Source organism: Leptolyngbya sp. PCC 6406, from assembly GCF_000332095.2.
Classification (GTDB): domain Bacteria; phylum Cyanobacteriota; class Cyanobacteriia; order Phormidesmidales; family Phormidesmidaceae; genus PCC-6406.
The window spans coordinates 4,810,566-4,829,581 of the sequence record NZ_KI913949.1; the positions used below are offsets into that span (position 1 = coordinate 4,810,566).

Here is a 19,016-nt window from a genome sequence, read left to right on the forward strand (position 1 = left end):
GCGGCTGGCAGTCTTGACCGAATTGGACTGGCGACTGCTATAACCATGAGAATTATCTGTAAGTTGTCCTCATTATCGAGGTATTTACCCTAACGGAAAAACCTTCCTGCTGGCGGTACCTACCACCAGCAGGAAGCAAGAAGGTTGACTGAGAATAGCAGCCTAACTCAGATTGACCTTAACAACCTTGGCTTTTTCAGACTCAGCCTTAGGCAAGGTTAGCCGCAAGATGCCATCCTTATAATCCGCTTCGACCTGATCATTCTGAACCCGTGACGAGAGCGGAATGACCCGCTGGAATTTGCCATAGCAAAACTCCGTTCGAGTCACGCCCTTTTCCTCAGTTTTGGTATCGGTTTTGCGTTCACCCGCAATGGAAACTGCCTCCGCTGACACCTGAATGTCCAAGTCATTGGGATCAATCCCCGGTATCTCTAGCTTCAGATGAATAGCCTCTTGGGTATCATCCATTTCTACCCGAGGCATCATTGAAAAGGCGCGATCGCCATCGCGGGAGGTTGGCAGAATCTCGTCAAATAATCGATTCATTTGCCGCTGAAGAGTGTCAATTTCCCGTAAAGGTTCCCAACGTACCAGTGCCATAATGTCTAACCTCCTATTTCTTAATGAGGGGAAATAGGTTGAATTGCCTGTTGGAGTATTTCAGCCTCAAAACATCTTCAGCATTGAATCAAAGGCCCATTTCTGGCCAATTCACATTTTAGTTTCTGCTGAGATTCAATACAGAGATGTAGCTGCAACACTCTTAGGAAGACTCTATTTCCTGACAGGTCTACCTTATCATCTGTTACCGATGCTGGTAGGCCGGTTTCTTGGATATCAAAAGTACCCATAGCCGTACCCAGGCTGAAAACCCGATTATAAAAGGCCAAAACTAAACGTCAAAACCGGGACACCCGTAACAGGCATCCCGGTTTTATGCTTCCGATATCAACTCAGCCCTGGTATAACCCTAATCCTGGGCCTATGGCCGCTGGACTATACTAAACCTTGTCCAAGTCCAGAAGTGGAGTTTTCCCGGTGGGGAAACTCCAGACTTCGAGCTGGACTTGGTATAGAACTAGACAATGGGAGCCATCTTCACAGGGTTGTTTGCCAACAATTCCTGTAGCTCCTCTGCATCCACGGTTTCCTTCTCCATCAGCATGGCGGCAAGACTATCGAGGATAGAACGGTTTTCCACCAATACCGACTTTGCCCGAATGTAGGCTTGTTCGACAAGTTGGCTCACCTCGGAGTCGATGGTGGAGGCGGTTTCCTCAGAAAAGTCTCGCTCGGAATTGATATCACGGCCCAGGAACATGTTGCCCTGTTGGCGACCCAAGGTAACTGGCCCTAGACGTTCGCTCATGCCAAACCGGGTGACCATTTGCCGCGCTACTCGTGCGACCTGTTGCAGGTCGTTAGAGGCCCCGGTGGTGACTTCCTCATTACCGTAGATGATTTCTTCGGCAATACGGCCCCCTAGGGCTACGGCCATCTGGTTTTGCAGATAGGAGCGAGAGTAGAGCCCCGATTCCATGCGCTCTTCACTGGGGGTAAACCAAGTCAAGCCGCCTGCCCGTCCCCGAGGGATGATGCTGATTTTTTGCACTGGGTCGTAGTCAGGCATAAGGGCACCGACGAGGGCATGACCCGCTTCATGGTAGGCCACCAGTTCCTTGCGCTTTTCACTCATAACCCGATCCTTCTTCTCTGGACCGGCGAGGACGCGATCGATGGCGTCGTTCACTTCATCCATAGAGATTTCGGTGAGGTTACGACGGGCCGCTAGGATTGCTGACTCGTTGAGTAGGTTCGACAGGTCTGCCCCGGTAAAACCGGGAGTCCGGCGGGCAATACGATCTAGGTCCACATCTTTGGAGAAAGTTTTGCCCCGAGCGTGGACTTGGAGGATTTCCAGCCGACCAGCAAAGTCTGGGCGATCTACCACGACCTGACGGTCAAAACGACCTGGGCGTAGGAGGGCAGAGTCGAGGACATCGGGGCGGTTGGTGGCGGCGATAATGATGATGCCAGTATTGCCCTCAAAACCATCCATCTCGGTGAGAAGCTGGTTTAGGGTCTGTTCCCGTTCGTCGTTGCCGCCACCGAGTCCGGCACCCCGCTGACGACCCACAGCGTCAATCTCGTCGATAAAGACGATGCAGGGGGCATTGCTCTTGGCTTGTTCAAACAGGTCTCGAACGCGGGACGCGCCGACGCCAACGAACATTTCCACAAACTCAGAACCAGAGATGGAGAAGAACGGGACTCCCGCTTCCCCAGCGACGGCACGGGCTAAGAGGGTTTTACCGGTTCCCGGAGGCCCTACAAGCAATACCCCTTTGGGAATTTTGGCCCCGATGGCGGTGAAGCGGTCGGCGTTTTTCAGGAAGTCAACGACTTCCGTTAGTTCTAGCTTGGCTTGCTCAATGCCTGCTACATCCCCAAAGGTAACTTGGGTTTGGGGCTCCATCTGCACTCTTGCCTTGGACTTTCCAAAGTTCATGGCTTGGCTGCCAGGGCCATTCTGTGCCCGCCGGAGAACAAAGAACAGCACTACCAGCAGCAGGATGGGAATCAAGAAGGTGCTGAACAGCCGCACCAAGGCTCCATCATCTCCTTGGGGGAAGACTACGATGTCAACGTTGTTTTGCTCTAGAAGCCCAATGAGTTCGGGGTCATTGGGTAGGTTGACGGTGACTTGGCCGCTGCCATCTGGAGCGGTGAAGCGGGCGCGCGCCCGATCGGCACTGATGCTGACCCGTTCAATAGTGTTGCTTTCAACGGCATTCAGGAAGCGGCTGTAGCGCCAGCTTTGGGTTTCCTGACCCGAGTTGTCTAAGATTGCTGTGGCAATGGCGATCACCGCCACTACGAGCAATGCGTACAATCCTGCGTTTCTCCACCGCTTATTCACGGGGCTATGCCTCCAAACAGTAATCAGGGCTAGGTTGTGGGGGAAGGGTTGCCGGGGCAAGCCTTCCGATGGCCCTTAAAGACCAGACTAAAAGTTGCGTATCGGTTTATCGGTTTTGTCCTAGGGTGTGTGCCTTGTAGGACTGTCTCGATCAGTTATCGACATCAATTATTAAATTATGTTAACTGATTTTCAGGATTCAGGCAGATTGCCTGTGTAAAGCTTGCCTCAGGGCCTGAATTGGGGCGTGATCTGGATTGTAGTTCAAGGGTGTGGCGGTCCGCAGAATCTGTCGGATGGGGACGACTTCTACCACGCTATTGCTGTAGGCCAGGTGGGTGAAGTGCGATCGCACTGCCGCAGTCCAATCAACGACTCTGGCGTCTTGACCCTGCTGGGCTAACCCGGTCAAAATTTGTGATCGCGCCACACCGGGCAAGATCCCTGCCGTCAGGGGCGGTGTCCACCACTGTCCCTCGGCCCACCCCCAGAGGGAGCCCGTACTGGTTTCCAACCAATGTCCGTCGGCGCTGGTGAGAATCGCTTCCTGGGCTCCCTGCTGCTGCGCCGCCTGGAGTGCCAGCCAGCAGCCCAGGTAGTTGCCGGTCTTGTGCCCCGGCAGGGGCCGACTGTAGTCCGGGTCTGCGACCCAGGCGATGACCCCCTGCCGCTGACGGCTTGCTAAATCCTCTGGCAGCGATCGTCCAGTAATGAGCTCACGCCCATCGGGAAAAAGGGTAATTCTGAGAACGGCATACTGGGAGGCTAGGATTTCTGCCCCCGACCGGACTTGACCCCAATTCGGCCTATGCCAATGAAAGGTTTGGAGGGATTGACTCACGCGATCGCAGTGGGGCTGCCATGCCGTGAAGGGATGATCCAAATTGTTCTCATAAACTCGCAGGGTAGTAAATACTGTCGCGCCGTAGAGTAGCGCCGGATCCGTGGGCAGGAGGGGCAGATGGGTGGGGTGGGGAGCGCCGTGGTACCAGAGCAAGGGGTGGGGGGGTGAGGGGGTGCGGGTATTGGGAGTTTTGAGTTTTGAATGGAATGTCTCGTAGGGGCGGGTTTAGTCGGGATTGGGTGGGTGATTCAGGAATGGGCTGGCAAAACCCGCCCTGCCCCGTGCCGGAGAATCCAGTCCTTTCGTTTTGAATTGAATTTCCCGGTAGGGGCGCGGTTTCCGCACCCAATGCAGAATGTCGCCGTAGGGGCGGGTTTGGCTCGTATTGGCTGGGATATCCAGAATGGGAGTCTCAAAACCCGCCCTGCCTGTTGCCGGGTGACCGGTATTGGGGTGGGTAGGGGCGAGCGGCGCTCGCCCTTGCAGGGGGATTGGAGTTATTCCCGCAGGGGCAATCCCTTGCCTTGGCTGTGCTCAAGGAACCTCCTCCTAACATCCCCTCTTGGGAGGGGTGCCCGAAGGGCGGGGTGGGTCACGGGTGGGGGGGTGAGCATGGAATCTGGGCTTTATCTATTGATAATGTAATGACTGCGATCGCGGCAACGGTAAAATCTAAGCCACTGGCAGGGACAATAATCGCTACGCTCCAGGGAAGATAGTAAACAAACCGAAACGGTTGAGGATTTCCGATGGTAATGGATGGGCTTGGAGACATCAAGGGACTATTGCTGGACCTAAATGGGGTGTTTTATGTGGCCAATAGGGCGTTGCCGGGAGCTGTTGCGACGGTGGAAGCTCTGCAAGAGAGTGGTCTGCCCTACCGTTTTGTCACCAATAACACCACCGAGTCGATCCAGTCCCTAAGCCAAGGGTTGAAGTCGATGGGACTGCCTATCGATCCTGTGGAAATCATCAGTGCCCCCTATGCCGCTGTGCTGCATCTGCGACAGATGGGCCAGCCCAAGATTTATCCTCTACTTTCAGAAAATGCGCAGCAGGATTTCGCTGAGTTCCCTATCTCTGATACCCAGGCTGATGTGGTGGTAATCGGGGACATGGGGGACGAGTGGAACTATCGGGTGCTGAATCGGGCCTTTCGCTTGGTGATGCAGGGAGCCCAGGTGATTGCTCTCCACAAGGGGAAATTTTGGCAGTGGGAAGCGGGGCTGCAACTGGACATCGGGGCCTTTGTGGTGGGGCTAGAGTACGCCACGGATGCAGATGCGCTGGTGGTGGGCAAGCCCAACCCCTTCTTTTTCAAGATGGCACTGGCGGAGTTAGGGCTACCCCCGGAACAGGTGGCAATGGTGGGGGATGACATTGAGGCTGATGTGGCGGGAGCCCAGGGCGCAGGGCTGAAGGGGGTGCTGGTCAAAACGGGGAAATATCGGCCCCATTTTGTCGATCTGCTGGGCATTCAGCCGGATCTGGAACTGGAGTCGATTAGTGCGATCGCGACTTGGCTAGGATCGTGATGTGCTGTTGACGCCTTGGACTGGCGACTTCTACACATTAATTCATGGAGAGCAGTCCAAATGACTAACCCAGCTATCGCGATTGCCAGTCCCCAAAGCTTCACCCATTCCGGCCTGACGTGGGATCAGTTCAAGGCGCTGCAACGGGCCTTTGCTGACTCCCCTGGGGTGCGGGTAGCCTTCTACAGAGGAGAGGTGGAACTTTTGTCCGTATCACCAGAGCACGGCATCATTGCGGGCAATCTGGGCTTTCTACTAGAACTTTGGATGCTAGAACAAGCCATTGACTTCATTGCCACAGAAGATATGACCGTCGAGCAAGAGGGCATCGTTAGTGCCCAAGGCGACAAGTCCTACTGCTTTGGCACAGAGCGCAAAGAACAGCCTGATCTGTCTATCGAGGTGGTCATCAAGGGTGAAGGACAAACTAAGCTGAAACGGTATGCAGCCCTGGGGATTGCAGAGGTTTGGTTCTGGCAAAATCAGCAAATCACCCTCTATCAGCTTGGGGAACGCAACTATCGCCAGATTGAGACAAGTCAGTTTGTTCCTGGTGTGAACCTAGCGGCCCTGGCAGCATGTGTGGCCATCGAAAGCCGTGCTCAGGCTCTGCGAGCATTCAGAGCACAGGGAACTGAATAGTGGGCATTACCGATAGGGCGTACTGACCGCGCCCCAAACCTGAAATGTGCGGGCAAAGCGCCTGGGAACGACACCTAACTCTTGCAGTCTGAAATTCAATGGAGCTAAGCGGATTCGAACCGCTGACCCCCTCAATGCCATTGAGGTGCTCTACCAACTGAGCTATAGCCCCGCACAATCGCGCTCTTAATCTTCACGCCTAGGGAGGGACAGCGTCAAGCCCTTTGCAGAAGTTTCTGTTTTTGCCTTGGGGAAACGCGCTAGAGTCGAGCCATAGCCGTTCAACATTCAGACTTTATGGTGTCTCCCCAATCCTCCAACAGTGATCCAGATGTTGCTCCAGTGGATGTCGCTCCAGTGGACGAGCAGTTGGAGGCTCTAACCCTCCAACTGCGACGCAAAAAGGGCACCTGGGTATCCTGGGGGCGGGCCTGCCAAGCCCTACAAAAAGCAGGCCGTAGTCCTCAAAACATCTTTGAAGACACCGGATTTGAGCCCATTCACCAAAATCAGCTCATTGTCGCAGCCCAGGTTTATGACTCGGTGATGAAGGCGGAGGTGTCCGAAGCGGTGCGATCGCACTTTACCGAGCGAGGCAGCGATCTGCTCTACGAAATCCGAGTGTTGTCCCAGGAGGATCGTGCCCGTGCCGCCGTGTTTGCCCTTGACAATGACCTCGATACTGAAGCCATGAAGGACGTGGTCAAGGCGTTAAAGGAGTACGGATACCGCAAGCAGCTCCCCAGCCACTTTACCGAGGCTACGGGTGATGCGGTAGCCTACCACTACTGGAAGCTAGCCCGCCAACAGTCTGAGCTCCAAGCGCGATCGCGCCTGATTGCCCAGGGTCTCCGATTTGCCGCCAGCCCCACAGCTCGCCAACAGATCGAGAAGCTGCTGACGGATTTCTCCGTTGTCAAAGCTCGCCCCGCCCCAACCCTGCCCGTATATCGACTAGAAAGCGATGGGGAACTCCCCTACCTGATTCCAGTGGCGGGAGCCCTGCCCCTCTCCCCAGAGGAATTTCAGGCGGTTCCCGTAACGGTCCCAGAAGAGCCCTTCGGCATCGTTAAATTTAGTGGCACCGGGGCTTGGGCTCCGATTCCCGGTTGGCAGGTGATTTTACAGGCCGAAGATCCCATCGGCATCTTGGCCCAGCCCCATCAGATCCCCAACGTGACGAACCCCGACAGCAAGGAGCAGGTGTTGCTGGTGGTAGACCGGGGACAGCGGGCTTGGGATGATATGAGCTATTTCCTCAGCACCGATGGCACCACCGTCACCCTCCAATGGTTTGACACCGAGCCAACGGTTAAAATCCTGGGACGACTGGTGCTCGTGCTACGCCCCAAACACATCCTGGATGAAAACTACACCCGTGAGATATACCAGTTTGAAGAATAGGGCAGTTTGAAGAATAGGGCTCTAAAAGCAGTAATGCTAAGGAAAACATCACTATGGCTATTCAGCGTCGCCTTGCCCGCAGCATCTTCTTGGAAACCGAGGTGGTGGAATTGCGGCAACTATGCCTGACTCCGGGGCGAGTGTTTGAGCCGGGACAATACATCGCCAGAGATCTACCGGACATTGCCTTTGAAATGGGGCTGGTGGAGCAACTCTCCCCAATACCAGAGGGGCAAGACGCTGATGGAACCCAGCCAGATACGCCCTGATAAAGCGCATCCATGGCCGTTTCCTAGTGGATTAGGTACACCTCAACTTAATCGCCCTTCGGCGAACAATCGGCGAACAAGGGGCTTAAGCCCCCTGTCTGTACTGAACCCGAGTGAGAACCGCTATATAGCTTTGGCCAGTTTGATCAGGACTGGCTCTTTCTGGGACGGTTTAAAACGCTGATTCCGGGAGTTCCGGGGGCTCGGTGCCAAACCACTTTTGATAAATTTCAGTATAGGTGCCGTTTTCGATCAGGGCGGCGAAGGCAGTATTAATCACCTCCACATTGGGGGAGCCCTTGGGTAGGGCAATACCGTAGAATTCCTCCGTCAGCAGTTCCCCCACCACCTTAAGGCCGTTTATATTGCCGGATGCGATCGCATCTAGGGTTACGGGGGCGTCATTGATTACCGCATCCACATTGCCATTGGCCAGTTCCTGTAATGCCAGAGGTGCAGAGTCAAACGTACTGATAACGGCTCCAGGAATCTCCGCCGCTTGATCTGCACCCGTGGTGCCGATCTGGACAGCAATGCGTTTGCCCTCTAGGTCTGCCAGGGACGTAGTTGCAGTGTCTTCTGCCTTGACCGCGATCGCCAACCCCGCCTTGATGTAAGGACGGGAGAAATCCACCGTATTCAGCCGTTCTTGGGTGATCGTCATACCACTAATGGCCGCATCCACCGTCCCCGCCTGGAGAGCTGGAATAATGCCATCGAAGGGCAGCGATTCAAATTGGATTTCCACCCCAGCTTCTGCACCAATGGCCTTCATCAAATCGATATCAAAGCCGTCCAGTTCTCCGCCATCCGCCTGAAACTCAAAGGGGGGGAAAGCGGGCTCAGTGGCCACCTTGAGGATGTCGCCAGCAGCTTCCCCTCCACCGTCGGCTGTGGGAGCACCGCCTCCACAGGCTGCAAAGAGTACGGAAGCCCCTAGACCTAGGGCCAGGTTGCGTAGAAAGGCAGATCTGCGAATGGTCATAAATTGTCTAGAGAAGCACGATTAGAGTTATGCCAGTGATGATACTCTGTGTTTCTACTGCACGGTGCAGCTTTCACTACAAGTCTTGTTTTATGTCAGACGCTCTATCCGCGATTTATTTTCAGGATCTGCACAAGCGCTACGGAGACTTGGAGGTGTTGCGGGGATTAACCGGCCAAGTGGAAGTCGGGGAGGTAGTGGCCATCATTGGCTCCTCCGGCTGTGGCAAAAGTACCCTACTGCGCTGTTTCAACCGCCTAGAAAGTATCAATAATGGTGTACTACGGGTCAACGGCATGGATCTGTCCCATCCAGATTTATCCCGGAAGCAGTTGCAACGGCTGCGGGCTCAGGTGGGCATGGTATTTCAGCAGTTCAACCTATTTCCCCACATGACGGTGTTGGAAAATCTGATGTTGGCTCCTCGCAAGGTGCTGGGGCGAGACAACACCGAAAGCCGAGATCGCGCCCATTTGTACCTGGAGAAGGTAGGACTGTCGGCCAAGGCAGAGACCTATCCCGATCAGCTCTCGGGAGGACAAAAGCAGCGGGTGGCCATTGCCCGAGCCCTGTGTATGCAGCCGGATATCATGCTCTTTGACGAGCCCACCAGTGCCCTAGACCCAGAGCTAGTGGGTGAGGTGCTGGGGGTCATGAAGCAACTGGCGGAGGATGGCATGACCATGGCTATCGTCACCCACGAGATGCAATTTGCCCGTGATGTGGCGGATCGAGTCATTTTTCTCAACCAGGGTGTAATTGAAGAAGCGGGTCGCGCCTACGACGTAATTACCAATCCCCAAAGCGATCGCCTACGGGCCTTTCTGAGCCGAATGCAGTTGGCCGGGGTAGCTTGACCGCAATAACATCACAGAGCATGGGGGTGAGGGTATGAAGCTGTATTTTGTATACAGTGTATTGCTCCGTATTGCTCGTACCCTGATGCGATTTGTTGTCCAACCTCCAGGAAATTACACTGGGCCTCTAAGAGGCTGATGGTGGACACTAGAACATTCCAGTGAAATTTTTGCAGGGTTTTGTCCTTGACAAGTTCAGCCAAGCGACGCTGGCGTGACAAAATCCTAGCTATAGTCGCACCCTTGAGTCCTACGCGATACTAATCCTAAAGATTGCGATTTAGTGCTGTTGTTTAGGGATGATCTATCGGGGTTCGGATGAGATCCATTTGCGCCTAACGCCATGACCCAGCTTCGCAGACTGTTGTTGGTGGAAGATAGCCCGGACGACATTGAGTTGACCATGATCGCCTTTGAGCAGGTGGGAATTCCTGAACGATCGGTAACGATAGCGCGGGATGGGGTGGAGGCATTGCAACTGCTGATCCCTTCAGAGACGGGGGCTGAGCCGCTCTACCCTGAGCTGATATTACTGGATCTGAATATGCCCCGCATGGGGGGGCTGGAAGTACTGCAACGGCTACGCCAGAGCCCCATCGGTCGAGTGATTCCGGTGGTGATCTTGACAACCTCCGATGAGGAGCAAGATCGCTTCCAGAGCTACGAACTGGGCTGCAACAGTTATATTCGCAAGCCCATTGACTATGACCAGTTCTTGAGAGCACTGCACCAACTGGGGCGCTACTGGCTCATGCTTAACTGTCCACCTCCGTTTCTTTTGCGGTAGGCGCTAGGGATGGAGTTTTGAATGGGGAGCGAAGTGAAGAATCCCGATCTGGCGCAAGGAACGATTCCAGGGGGAAATTTTGAAGTGCAGGGGGGTACTGGGAGTCTACGGGATGATAATGCTAGCCTAGAGTTTCTTAGCTAATACCCCGAGGTTGCCATGGGCATCCCCTTTTCCTTCCCCCGACTTGGTTTGCGTCGTTGGCAAAACCTGTGGCGCGGCGGGCGACGATGGGGGCGCTGGGGCGCATTAGTCTTGGCGACAATAGGGACAACCTGGCTGTTGGCCTTGGTCCCGGCCCAGTCTTGGCCAGGGGAACCAACGTCTCCAGTGACCCGTTCCTCGACCAGTTCCCTAATCAGTTCTTGGCCAGGGGATGCTGTACTGGCTCAAGCTTCACCCTTGCAGACCAGCTATGAGCTTTACGAATCGGGGCAACTGACGGAGTCTGCCACCCTTTTGGAAGAGACGCTGCGGGCCTATGAGGCTAATGGAGATTCTCTGCGGACAGCGGTGGCCCTTAGTAATTTGGCCTTGGTGCGGGGACAGTTGGGCCAATGGTCCCAGGCCCAGGGAGCCGTGGAACGGGCAATTTCTCTCCTCCGGGAGGGCAACGATGCCCGTCGTCCGGTGGTGTTGGCCCAGACCTGGACTATTCAGGGTCAACTGTACTTGGCCCAAGGAAATGAAGTTGCGGCCTTGGCTGCGTTTGAAACGGCAACGGTTCTCTACGAGGCCCAGGGCGATACCATTCGCCAGGTGCGGAGTCGTATTAATCAGGCCCAAGCTCTTCAACATCAAGGCTTTTACCGCCGTGCCATTCGAGACATTCTTTTGCCCCTGGAAACTTGGTTGCGATCGCAGCCCGATTCCCTAGTCAAGGCCGAGGGGTTAAACAGTCTAGGGGGAGCCCTGCTGGTGGCGGACAGTACCGCCCAGGCAAGAACCGTTCTGGAAGAAAGTTTGGTGGTGCTAAAGCGATTGGAGGCTAGATCCAGTACTTTTTCTACCGCTGATCAGGCCCATTTGCCCGAGGTATTGACCGCCCTCTACATCAGTTTGGGCAATGCGGCTCGATCGCCGCAAGATCCAGACGCCGCCCTCGACTATTACCGTCAGGCGGCAGCGGCCAGTCCTGGCTCCAATCGCCTGCGAGCCCACCTGAATGAACTCAGTTTGCTGGTGGAGGCCCAGCAGTACAACGCCGCCAATGCCCTCAGCCAGCGCCTCTGGACCGAGGTCACCGAACAACCCTTAAGCCGCGATGCTCTCCAAGGGCGGATCAATTTTGCCAACAGCCTGATTCAACTCCAAGCGGGTTGTGGGAGCCCAGGGTGCGCTGCCCCAAGTTGGGGAGAGATCGAATCTCTGCTGTCGGCGACCCAACTCCAGGCCCAAAACCTGGGCGATCGCCGTACCAATGCCTACGTGACGGGCCTGCGGGGCACCGTAGCCCTGAAACAATCTCAGTGGCAACAGGCTCACCAGTTGACGGAACAAGCCCTGGTGATCGCCGCCGCTGTGAATGCTACGGATATCACCTACCGTTGGCATGAGCAATTGGGGCAAATTCAGGAGGCCCAAGGTAATTTGCCCGGTGCGATCGCGGCTTATCAGTCAGCGGTCAACACCCTGAAACGGCTGCGGACAGATTTGCTCGCCGTCAACCCCGATCTGCAATTTTCCTTCCAAAAGAGTGTGGAGCCGATCCACCGCAAGCTGGTGAGTCTGCTAATCGAGTCCTATGAGCAGGGGGGCAACAAGGCAGACCGTAAGGCCAACGGTACGGCGAACCCCTTGGGGGCGGCCCGCATGGTGATTGAATCCCTCCAGCAGGAGGAATTGAACAATTATCTCCGGGCGGCCTGCCTAGATCTACAAGAGGTGCAAATCGATCAAATTGCCCAGGCCCAATCTGCCGCCGTCATTTACCCCATCATCCTCAGTGATCGTCTTGCTACCATCGTCAGCTATCCCGGCCAAAGCACCTTAGCGGCCAAGGCGAGGGACACCCAGTCCACAGAGAAGCAACTCAGGGAGAACGAGGAACTGCTCGAACTCTACCCCACCCGCATCAGCGCCACGGAAATGGACACTACCCTAAGGGAACTGCGGCGGGCGCTGACGAACCGCATTAGCCTGGGCTACCGCACCTCTGCCCAGCAGGTTTACGACTGGGTGATTCGTCCCCTAGAGGCGGATCTTGCCACCAGGGGCATTGATACCCTGGTGTTTGTGTTGGATGGGGGACTGCGCAATGTGCCCATGGCAGCCCTGTTTGACGGGGAGAAGTTCTTGATTGAAAAATACGCGATCGCACTCACCCCCGGCCTGCAACTCTTGGCTCCCCAGCCCCTGTTAGAAACCAATCTATCGACCCTCGCCTTTGGTCTGTCAGAGCCGGTCAATGTCAATATCCCCAACACCTCTCGCCAGGTTCGATTTTCCGCCCTCCCCAATGTGGCGGCGGAACTGGACCAAATTCAGGCCCTCCTCCCTGCGACTCAGATCCTGATGAACGAGGAGTTCACCCCTGCCAGTTTCCGACAGGCCCTAGCCAACACCCGCGCCCCCATCGTCCATCTTGCTACCCATGGCCAGTTCAGCTCCAACCAAAACGAAACCTTTATCGTGGCTTCCGGGGGCACCACCATCACCATTGATGATTTGACGGGATCCCTAGAAGCCACCGCCACCAATCGTGCCGCCGCCGTAGAACTGCTGGTCTTGAGTGCCTGTGAAACCGCCGCTGGGGACGATCGGGCTGCCCTAGGTCTGGCCGGTATTGCGGTTCGGGCCGGAGCCCGCAGCACCCTCGCCAGCCTCTGGCAGGTGGATGATGTGGCCACATCCCAATTGATGACGCGGTTTTACGAAACCCTAACCACCCAACGAGTCACGAAGGCCCAAGCCCTCCAGGCCGCCCAGAGAGCCATCCTTGACGATCCCCGCTACCGCCGCCACCCCTATTTCTGGGCTCCCTTTGTGATGGTGGGCAACTGGTTGTAGACCCATAACCTATGGGATACCGGCAGCAACGCCATCAATAACGCCATCAATGGCGGGCAGAATTTTGAGGCGGACAGTGTGGGCAAGGGGGCTGTCGGCATCGCCGATTTGCACCGTTAGGGTGGTGCTAGTGAGGGGATCAAGGCGGGCCAACAGCTCCCGCAGATGGGGAGTACTGGCTCCGCTATCTACGAAGACCCGTTCTGAGAGTTTGGTGAGACGGTTCCAGGTGTTGTAGAGCTTGGCAACGGTTTGCTCCAGTTGGGCGGCTTGGTTCACCATATCGGCGGTGGCGTTGAGACAGCCGACCCGTAGGGCTTCCTCTAGGGCATTTTCCAAGTCCAGCCCCTCGTGGTTTAGGGCCTGAACTTGGACGGCGGCTTCCAGATATTTCGCCAGATAGCGAGCTTCTGCGGTGACCTGTTTGAGGGTGTCGAGATCGGGATTGAGCGTAACTTCGGTTTTGAGGGTGTTTTGGTGAATGGGCGGGAGCTTTTCCATTTCCCGAACCAAGGGTGCTAGGTAGCGGGTGGGAATGGTGTTGTTGGCGGCTTTTTCCTTCACCTCCGTAGGCAGGAGATCCGAGGACATGGCGGTCCATTCGTCGGAGACTTGGCGCACCTCGCGGCGGGTAATGTGATCCCCCCGGCGGGCGGCATCGCTGACCAGTTGCTGCACTTCGGGGGATGCCTGGGCGGTTTCCACAAAGGCTCGTTTACTGAACTGGTTTACGTCCTCAGGTTCTAGCAGGCCCTCCTGTAGCAGGGTGTCGGCACTGTCCGCCAGCTCAATTAGGGAATAGGCTTGGCTTTTGGTAATTTCCTGATCCTTTAGCCAGTTCAGAAAGCCTGTACCCCGGCCATCTCCGCCCCGTTTTTCGCGATCGCGCACCGCCCGCAAAATTCGGCCCCGCCAAATATCCGTTTGCAGATCAAAGCGATCGCACACCTGCCATGCGGTCTCGATCCGCTGCCGAAACTCCCCCTCAGAGATCTGATCATCTTCAGGATCCGGCAGTTGAAAGTTCAGGTCTGCCGGGGATTCCAGCATCTCAGGCACAGCATCCGGGGTAAGACGGGCAGTCATAGGCTCCTAGCGGGGTGGTGGGTCATGGGCAAGCTATTATCCCACGGGTGTCGAGCTATGCTGACTAAACGGGCTCTCTCTGGCTTCCGTCCTCCTATGCTTCGCCTCCAATCCCTCCACGACTGGCTCGAAATCCACTGGGTCGTCCCGGCCTATAGCGGTGGCTTGCTGCTGGGGCTAACAATTATTTTCTTTGGGGCTGCGACCAATACGATGGCGGGTTGGTTGTATGTGATCAGCGGTATCTTGCTGGCCTTGCTCCTGGTTTCAGCCCTTTTGCCCCCCCGAGCGTTACGGGGGCTACGGGTCACTCGGGCTCCCCTACGCCCCATTAGCGTAGGAGAGGTTTTGCCCCTGAGCCTGACCCTTACGAATCCCAGTTCCCAGCCCCGTGCCCTGCTCCAGATAGAGGATCCCCTACCGAAGGGGCTAGGGCCGTTGCAGTCCACTGCGATTGCGGCTCTTGGTCCCCACCACAGTCACCCCTGGCGCTATGAGGTCAAGGCTACCCAGCGCGGCATCTATCAGTGGCCAGAGGTGAGTCTGCGAACAGCGGCCCCGGTGGGGTTGTTTTGGTGTCGGCGCTCGGTGGTGGCTCCAGCCCAAGTGACGGTATATCCCCAGGTATGGCCCCTGCGCCACTGCCCAATTTTGGAAGATATGAGTCTATCTACGGGGCTAAGGTGGCAACAATCACGCCTTGCGGACCAGGCTACCGAGGGGCTGACCCGTGCCTTGCACCCCTACCGCTGGGGCGACCCTACCCGGCTGATCCATTGGCGCACCAGTGCCCGCTATGGAGAACTGCGGGTACGAGAACTGGAGCAACTGACGGCAGACAATCAAGTCTTGCTGGCCCTGGATGTCCAAGCCACTTGGCAACCGGAGGACTTTGAGGCAGCGGTGAGTGCTGCCGCTACTCTCTATGTCTACGGGCTGGAGCATCGCCTAACGGTGGCGCTGTGGATGGCCCCCACGGGAATTTTGCAAGATAAACACGGAGTGCTGTCGGCATTGGCGGCAGTGATGCCCAGTAATGCAGGGGCTAGCCACAATGGTCAGAGACCAGCCCCAAGGGACAATCGCAGGGGCCAGCCTCCGCTCCGTCTACCCCGCTCGCCCCTCCTCTGGCTGAGCCCAACCTATGCCCCAGGGTTGCCTAAGGGCAGCGCTTGGGTGGCTTGGTCCCCCACCCTGTCCGCTAGCCAGGGGGTACTGCTGCCTATAGGTGGGAACCGTCCCCTAGCAGACCAACTTCAATCAATGCCCACTGTTCTAGGGCACTAAGAATCCATCCAATAGCGATCCTGCATGAGCCTTGAGTAAGCCTGAGTTCGACTTAAGCTTCGCTACCCATCCGCCAGGGAATAAATTGCCCTGGCTCACAGCAGAAGTCCGTTAAAACGGACTCGCCCCCCTATCCCCAGCCCAACTCCCAGTCCATCAAAAATGGACTTATAGCGGTTCTCACTCGGGTGAAGTACAGGCAAGGGGCTTAAGCCCCTTGTTCGCCAAAGTGTCATTAAGTTGAGGTGTACCTCATACATTAGGGAACCGCTATAAGCCTGTTAGCCGGGAATTTTGAATTCCCGGCGGGGTGACAGCGCTGATACCGAATTGACGTTTTTTAGCCCTCTACTCCTTGTCGAACTCAGGTTTGAGTAAGCCTCTTGCTCCGTGGGTTACGCTTCGCTTCACCCACGCTACGAAGGTCTTCAGACATCAAATGGGATTGCCATACTCGGTTTTGCCGATGAAGAATCAAGGCTTGGAGGGTGTTTCCGGATAGGCTCTCAATGGGCGGCACCTCAAACCATCCCCCATCGCAACTGGACTGGCCTAGATCTCGTCATTCACTAGATCTCGTCATTCAATTGGGTCAAGATGCGCTCCAGATCGCGTTGGGCTTGACCATAGCCATCCCAGTCCCCCGCTTGGAGGGCAGTCTGTCCAGCGGTGTAGGCATCCAGGGCCGCTTGGATCTGGGCTGCCACCTCTGGGGTTGCCGGTGCCTGGGGAACGGCCACCTGATCGGGGTCAAGGGTAGCTTCCGCCTCCGGTGCCGCATCGGGATCAGCCGCCCCAAAGATTTCAACAAGCGCGGCATCCAGCGTCTCCGCCATGACAATGCGATCGCTATAGGCCACAATCACCCGCCGCAGTTCCGGCAGTTCCCCCTGCTCCGCCCGCAGATACACCGGCTCCACATAGAGCAGCGATCGCTCAATGGGAATCACCAACATATCTCCCCGGATCACCCGTGATCCCTCTTGACTCCAGAGGGTAAGCTGCTGAGAAATCTCAGGGGTTTGGTTAATGCGGGCTTCGATTTGGCTGGGGCCGTAGATCAACCGCTCTTTAGGAAACTGGTATTCCAACAGCGTGCCGTAGCTATCGCCATCGGAGCGCCCCGCCAGCCATGCCACCATGTTGTCGCGGTTCACAGGGGTAAAGGGCATGATCTGGATGAACTCCTCGGGGCTGGTGTCCGGGAGCCGCATGATGGTGTGGTAGGGCTCCATCATCACCGACGCGCCTTCGTAAATCTGCATGGGGAAGCGCCACACATCCTCTCGGTTGTAAAACACCTCGGGGTTGGCCATGTGGTAGGTCCGGTACATGTGGGCCTGGAGGGTGAAGAGATCCTGGGGATAGCGAAAGTGTTCTTGCAGGGCGGAGGGCACCGTCGTCATATCCTGAAACAGGTTGGGGAAAATCTTGCGGTAGGTGGACAGGATCGGATCGGTCCCATCTAGGGCATAGAAGGTAAGGCTGCCATCGTAGGCGTCAATCACGACCTTGGCGGCATCGCGGATGTAGTTGGTGCCCCGACGGGCGATCTGGGCTAGGACGGGATTCCCCAGGATGTCATTTACGTCGCTGCTGCGAATGAGGGGCTGGGAATAGGGATAGCGATCGCTGGTGGTGTAGGCATCCAGCACCCACTTCAAGCGTCCCTCCACCACAGCAATGTAGGGATCGCTGTCGTAGGTGAGGAACGGGGCGACCTGCCGTGCCCGCTCTACAATTTGCCGATGATAGTGAACACGGGAATCCGGGATGAAATAGTTGGAAATCAGTGCATTGAAATCCCCCAGTTCAAAGGCATAGGCTAGCCGTCGCCCCAGGGAGCCTATGGGCACACCGCCGCTGCCCTCGTAGCGATTAACGGCATTGTCGTTTCCTAGGGGATAGTCAAATTCGTCGGTGTCGGTGCCCGTGAAGATGTAGTTTCGGGTCGCCTCACCGTAGTAGATCCGGGGTTCCTCCAAAGCCAGATCGATATCAATCACGGGGGGAATGTTTCTGATCATGAGTTCCGGCAGACCATCCGTCGTCGCCTGGTTCACCGGACTCATGACGATGCCGTAGCCATGGGTAAATTTGAGCCGCTGATTGACCCAGGTTTGGGCCTCGGGGGCAGCTTGGCTGTAGTCCATTTCCCGAGCGGCCACCATCACCTGACGGTAGTTGCCGTCCAGGGTGTAGCGATCCACGTCTACATCCTGGAATCGGTAGTAGAGGCGAATTTCCTGGAGTTGGCGGTAGGTGCTGAGGATGGGGCGGTAGTCCCAGAGGCGAATGTTGTCTACCGTGGGACTATTGGCGGTGAGGTCAGCCTGGGTCAGACTGGCCTCGGCGGGAAAGTCATTACTCTCCACCGTCGCTAAACCATAGGCGTCGCGGGTGTAGGCAATGTTGTGCTCAATGTAGGGCTGTTCCCTGACCAATTCATTGGGAGCGACTTGGAATCGTTGCTGAAACCAGGGATAGAAACCGCTGACCAGCACTAACACGGCTACATACAACACAATGCCGACGCTGGGCAGCAAAAAGCCGCTGCGTCCAAGGGAAACGATGAACAGCGCTGCCACCGCTAGGGTGACAAAGGCCATCATCCAGTAGGCTTGCAGGCGAGCATTAACATCGGTAAATCCGGCCCCAAAGATGATCCCTGAGGGGGAGAACAGAAGTTCGTACCGCTCTAGGTAGAACCCTACGGCGATGAGCACGGCCAGTCCCGCCAGCAGCAGACACAGGTGGGTCTTGGCAGCCCCAGTGAGGAAATATTTCCAGCCCCGCTCTGGTCGAATTTCCCCCTTTAGGGCATAAACTGCGATCGCAATTGCCAAGGCCCACAGCACCAGTTGCAGTAACCCCAGTTGCAGCCCCTGATAAATCGGCAGTTGAAAAAAGTAGAAGGAGAGGTCTTGCTGAAAGAGGGGATCCCTCTGGTCAAAGGGGGTGAGGTTCAAAAACTGGAGGATGCTGTCCCAGGCAGCAGCTCCCTGAAGAGCGATGCCAAAGGCCACCACGAGACTAAGTGCGATCGCGCCATAGCTGGGCAAAACCGCCAACCGGGGAATCGGGGGAGCATTCTTCCCCAGCCGCCAGGGAGAATCCCGAGTTAGGGCTGCTGCCAGACCGTAGTTGGCTAACAAAAAGCCCGCCGCCAGGACCAGGGTAGCCAGCCAGATCAACCCCTGCCAGCGAATCCGCCGCCAAAAGACATCGGCATAGTCCACCGCAGCAAACCACCAGGATTCCGTCAGCAGGTGGATCACCGCTCCCGACAACACGAGGACCAACACCACAGCGATCGCCGGAAATAGAATGAGGGGAGGCCGACGACTACTTTTGTAGGAAGCACTGGAGGAAGAACGTTTCACAGTAA

The 19,016-nt window shown here is 56.2% G+C and carries 14 protein-coding genes and 1 tRNA gene; 8 read left to right on the forward strand and 7 right to left on the reverse strand.

From position 1 onward, the window contains the following. Positions 1-162: 162 nt before the first annotated feature. From LEP6406_RS0221520 to LEP6406_RS0221530, 3 genes are all read right to left on the reverse strand, one after another. Positions 163-603 carry an Hsp20/alpha crystallin family protein gene (locus tag LEP6406_RS0221520; protein WP_008316729.1) on the reverse strand — a complete coding sequence of 147 codons (441 nt, stop codon included), beginning with the start codon at positions 601-603 and terminating at the stop codon, positions 163-165. Positions 604-1,081: 478 nt separating this feature from the next. Then, complete coding sequence (ftsH3, locus tag LEP6406_RS0221525; RefSeq protein WP_008316727.1) at positions 1,082-2,923, reverse strand: ATP-dependent zinc metalloprotease FtsH3; 1,842 nt, start codon at positions 2,921-2,923, stop codon at positions 1,082-1,084. 199 nt (positions 2,924-3,122) lie between these two features. Further along, the gene (locus tag LEP6406_RS0221530) at positions 3,123-3,920 is read right to left on the reverse strand and encodes an aminotransferase class IV (RefSeq protein ID WP_008316724.1); all 798 of its coding nucleotides are present in this window, start codon (positions 3,918-3,920) and stop codon (positions 3,123-3,125) included. A 596-nt stretch (positions 3,921-4,516) separates the two neighbouring features. On the opposite strand from LEP6406_RS0221530, the gene LEP6406_RS0221535 reads away from it, so the two are divergent. Together LEP6406_RS0221535 and LEP6406_RS0221540 are read left to right on the forward strand one after the other, a co-directional pair. After that, complete coding sequence (locus LEP6406_RS0221535; RefSeq protein WP_008308897.1) at positions 4,517-5,302, forward strand: TIGR01458 family HAD-type hydrolase; 786 nt, start codon at positions 4,517-4,519, stop codon at positions 5,300-5,302. A 60-nt stretch (positions 5,303-5,362) separates the two neighbouring features. After that, positions 5,363-5,944 carry a Uma2 family endonuclease gene (locus LEP6406_RS0221540; protein ID WP_008308895.1) on the forward strand — a complete coding sequence of 194 codons (582 nt, stop codon included), beginning with the start codon at positions 5,363-5,365 and terminating at the stop codon, positions 5,942-5,944. A 99-nt stretch (positions 5,945-6,043) separates the two neighbouring features. Here the strand turns inward: LEP6406_RS0221540 and LEP6406_RS0221545 are convergent. Beyond that, positions 6,044-6,116 (reverse strand) — tRNA-Ala (locus tag LEP6406_RS0221545). A 125-nt stretch (positions 6,117-6,241) separates the two neighbouring features. Here LEP6406_RS0221545 and LEP6406_RS0221550 point away from each other — a divergent pair. Continuing rightward, a complete protein-coding gene (locus LEP6406_RS0221550; protein ID WP_008308893.1) occupies positions 6,242-7,348 on the forward strand; it encodes a RuBisCO accumulation factor 1 in 1,107 nt (368 codons plus the stop codon). Between the two features lie 53 nt (positions 7,349-7,401). Further along, the gene (locus tag LEP6406_RS0221555; protein WP_008308891.1) at positions 7,402-7,617 is read left to right on the forward strand and encodes a hypothetical protein; all 216 of its coding nucleotides are present in this window, start codon (positions 7,402-7,404) and stop codon (positions 7,615-7,617) included. Between the two features lie 172 nt (positions 7,618-7,789). On the opposite strand, the gene LEP6406_RS0221560 is transcribed toward LEP6406_RS0221555, so the two are convergent. After that, positions 7,790-8,602 carry a basic amino acid ABC transporter substrate-binding protein gene (locus LEP6406_RS0221560; RefSeq protein WP_008308890.1) on the reverse strand — a complete coding sequence of 271 codons (813 nt, stop codon included), beginning with the start codon at positions 8,600-8,602 and terminating at the stop codon, positions 7,790-7,792. 92 nt (positions 8,603-8,694) lie between these two features. Here LEP6406_RS0221560 and LEP6406_RS0221565 point away from each other — a divergent pair, with 92 nt between their 5' ends. The 3 genes from LEP6406_RS0221565 (at position 8,695) to LEP6406_RS0221580 (ending at position 13,255) form a co-directional block, all read left to right on the forward strand. Then, on the forward strand, positions 8,695-9,459 hold the full coding sequence (locus LEP6406_RS0221565; RefSeq protein WP_008308889.1) for an amino acid ABC transporter ATP-binding protein: 765 nt from the start codon (positions 8,695-8,697) through the stop codon (positions 9,457-9,459). A gap of 343 nt (positions 9,460-9,802) precedes the next feature. Next, positions 9,803-10,246 carry a response regulator gene (locus tag LEP6406_RS0221570; protein ID WP_008308887.1) on the forward strand — a complete coding sequence of 148 codons (444 nt, stop codon included), beginning with the start codon at positions 9,803-9,805 and terminating at the stop codon, positions 10,244-10,246. A gap of 159 nt (positions 10,247-10,405) precedes the next feature. Continuing rightward, positions 10,406-13,255: a CHAT domain-containing protein gene (locus LEP6406_RS0221580; RefSeq protein WP_008308883.1), complete on the forward strand. Its 2,850-nt coding sequence runs from the start codon at positions 10,406-10,408 to the stop codon at positions 13,253-13,255. A 9-nt stretch (positions 13,256-13,264) separates the two neighbouring features. On the opposite strand, the gene LEP6406_RS0221585 is transcribed toward LEP6406_RS0221580, so the two are convergent. Beyond that, on the reverse strand, positions 13,265-14,341 hold the full coding sequence (locus LEP6406_RS0221585; RefSeq protein ID WP_008308880.1) for a hypothetical protein: 1,077 nt from the start codon (positions 14,339-14,341) through the stop codon (positions 13,265-13,267). A gap of 57 nt (positions 14,342-14,398) precedes the next feature. On the opposite strand from LEP6406_RS0221585, the gene LEP6406_RS0221590 reads away from it, so the two are divergent. Continuing rightward, on the forward strand, positions 14,399-15,628 hold the full coding sequence (locus tag LEP6406_RS0221590) for a DUF58 domain-containing protein (protein WP_071992265.1): 1,230 nt from the start codon (positions 14,399-14,401) through the stop codon (positions 15,626-15,628). Between the two features lie 569 nt (positions 15,629-16,197). Here LEP6406_RS0221590 and LEP6406_RS0221595 read toward each other — a convergent pair. Continuing rightward, positions 16,198-19,011, reverse strand: a complete 2,814-nt coding sequence (locus LEP6406_RS0221595; protein WP_008318441.1) for a UPF0182 family membrane protein — start codon at positions 19,009-19,011, stop codon at positions 16,198-16,200. Between the last annotated feature and the right edge of the window lie 5 nt (positions 19,012-19,016).

Coding starts and splice junctions, on each gene's coding strand:
- LEP6406_RS0221520 (WP_008316729.1), bottom strand. CDS start 603: ATGGCACTGGTACGTTGGGAACCTTTACGGGAAATTGACACTCTTCAG.
- LEP6406_RS0221535 (WP_008308897.1), top strand. CDS start 4,517: ATGGTAATGGATGGGCTTGGAGACATCAAGGGACTATTGCTGGACCTA.
- LEP6406_RS0221540 (WP_008308895.1), top strand. CDS start 5,363: ATGACTAACCCAGCTATCGCGATTGCCAGTCCCCAAAGCTTCACCCAT.
- LEP6406_RS0221550 (WP_008308893.1), top strand. CDS start 6,242: ATGGTGTCTCCCCAATCCTCCAACAGTGATCCAGATGTTGCTCCAGTG.
- LEP6406_RS0221555 (WP_008308891.1), top strand. CDS start 7,402: ATGGCTATTCAGCGTCGCCTTGCCCGCAGCATCTTCTTGGAAACCGAG.
- LEP6406_RS0221560 (WP_008308890.1), bottom strand. CDS start 8,602: ATGACCATTCGCAGATCTGCCTTTCTACGCAACCTGGCCCTAGGTCTA.
- LEP6406_RS0221565 (WP_008308889.1), top strand. CDS start 8,695: ATGTCAGACGCTCTATCCGCGATTTATTTTCAGGATCTGCACAAGCGC.
- LEP6406_RS0221570 (WP_008308887.1), top strand. CDS start 9,803: ATGACCCAGCTTCGCAGACTGTTGTTGGTGGAAGATAGCCCGGACGAC.
- LEP6406_RS0221580 (WP_008308883.1), top strand. CDS start 10,406: ATGGGCATCCCCTTTTCCTTCCCCCGACTTGGTTTGCGTCGTTGGCAA.
- LEP6406_RS0221585 (WP_008308880.1), bottom strand. CDS start 14,341: ATGACTGCCCGTCTTACCCCGGATGCTGTGCCTGAGATGCTGGAATCC.
- LEP6406_RS0221590 (WP_071992265.1), top strand. CDS start 14,399: ATGCTGACTAAACGGGCTCTCTCTGGCTTCCGTCCTCCTATGCTTCGC.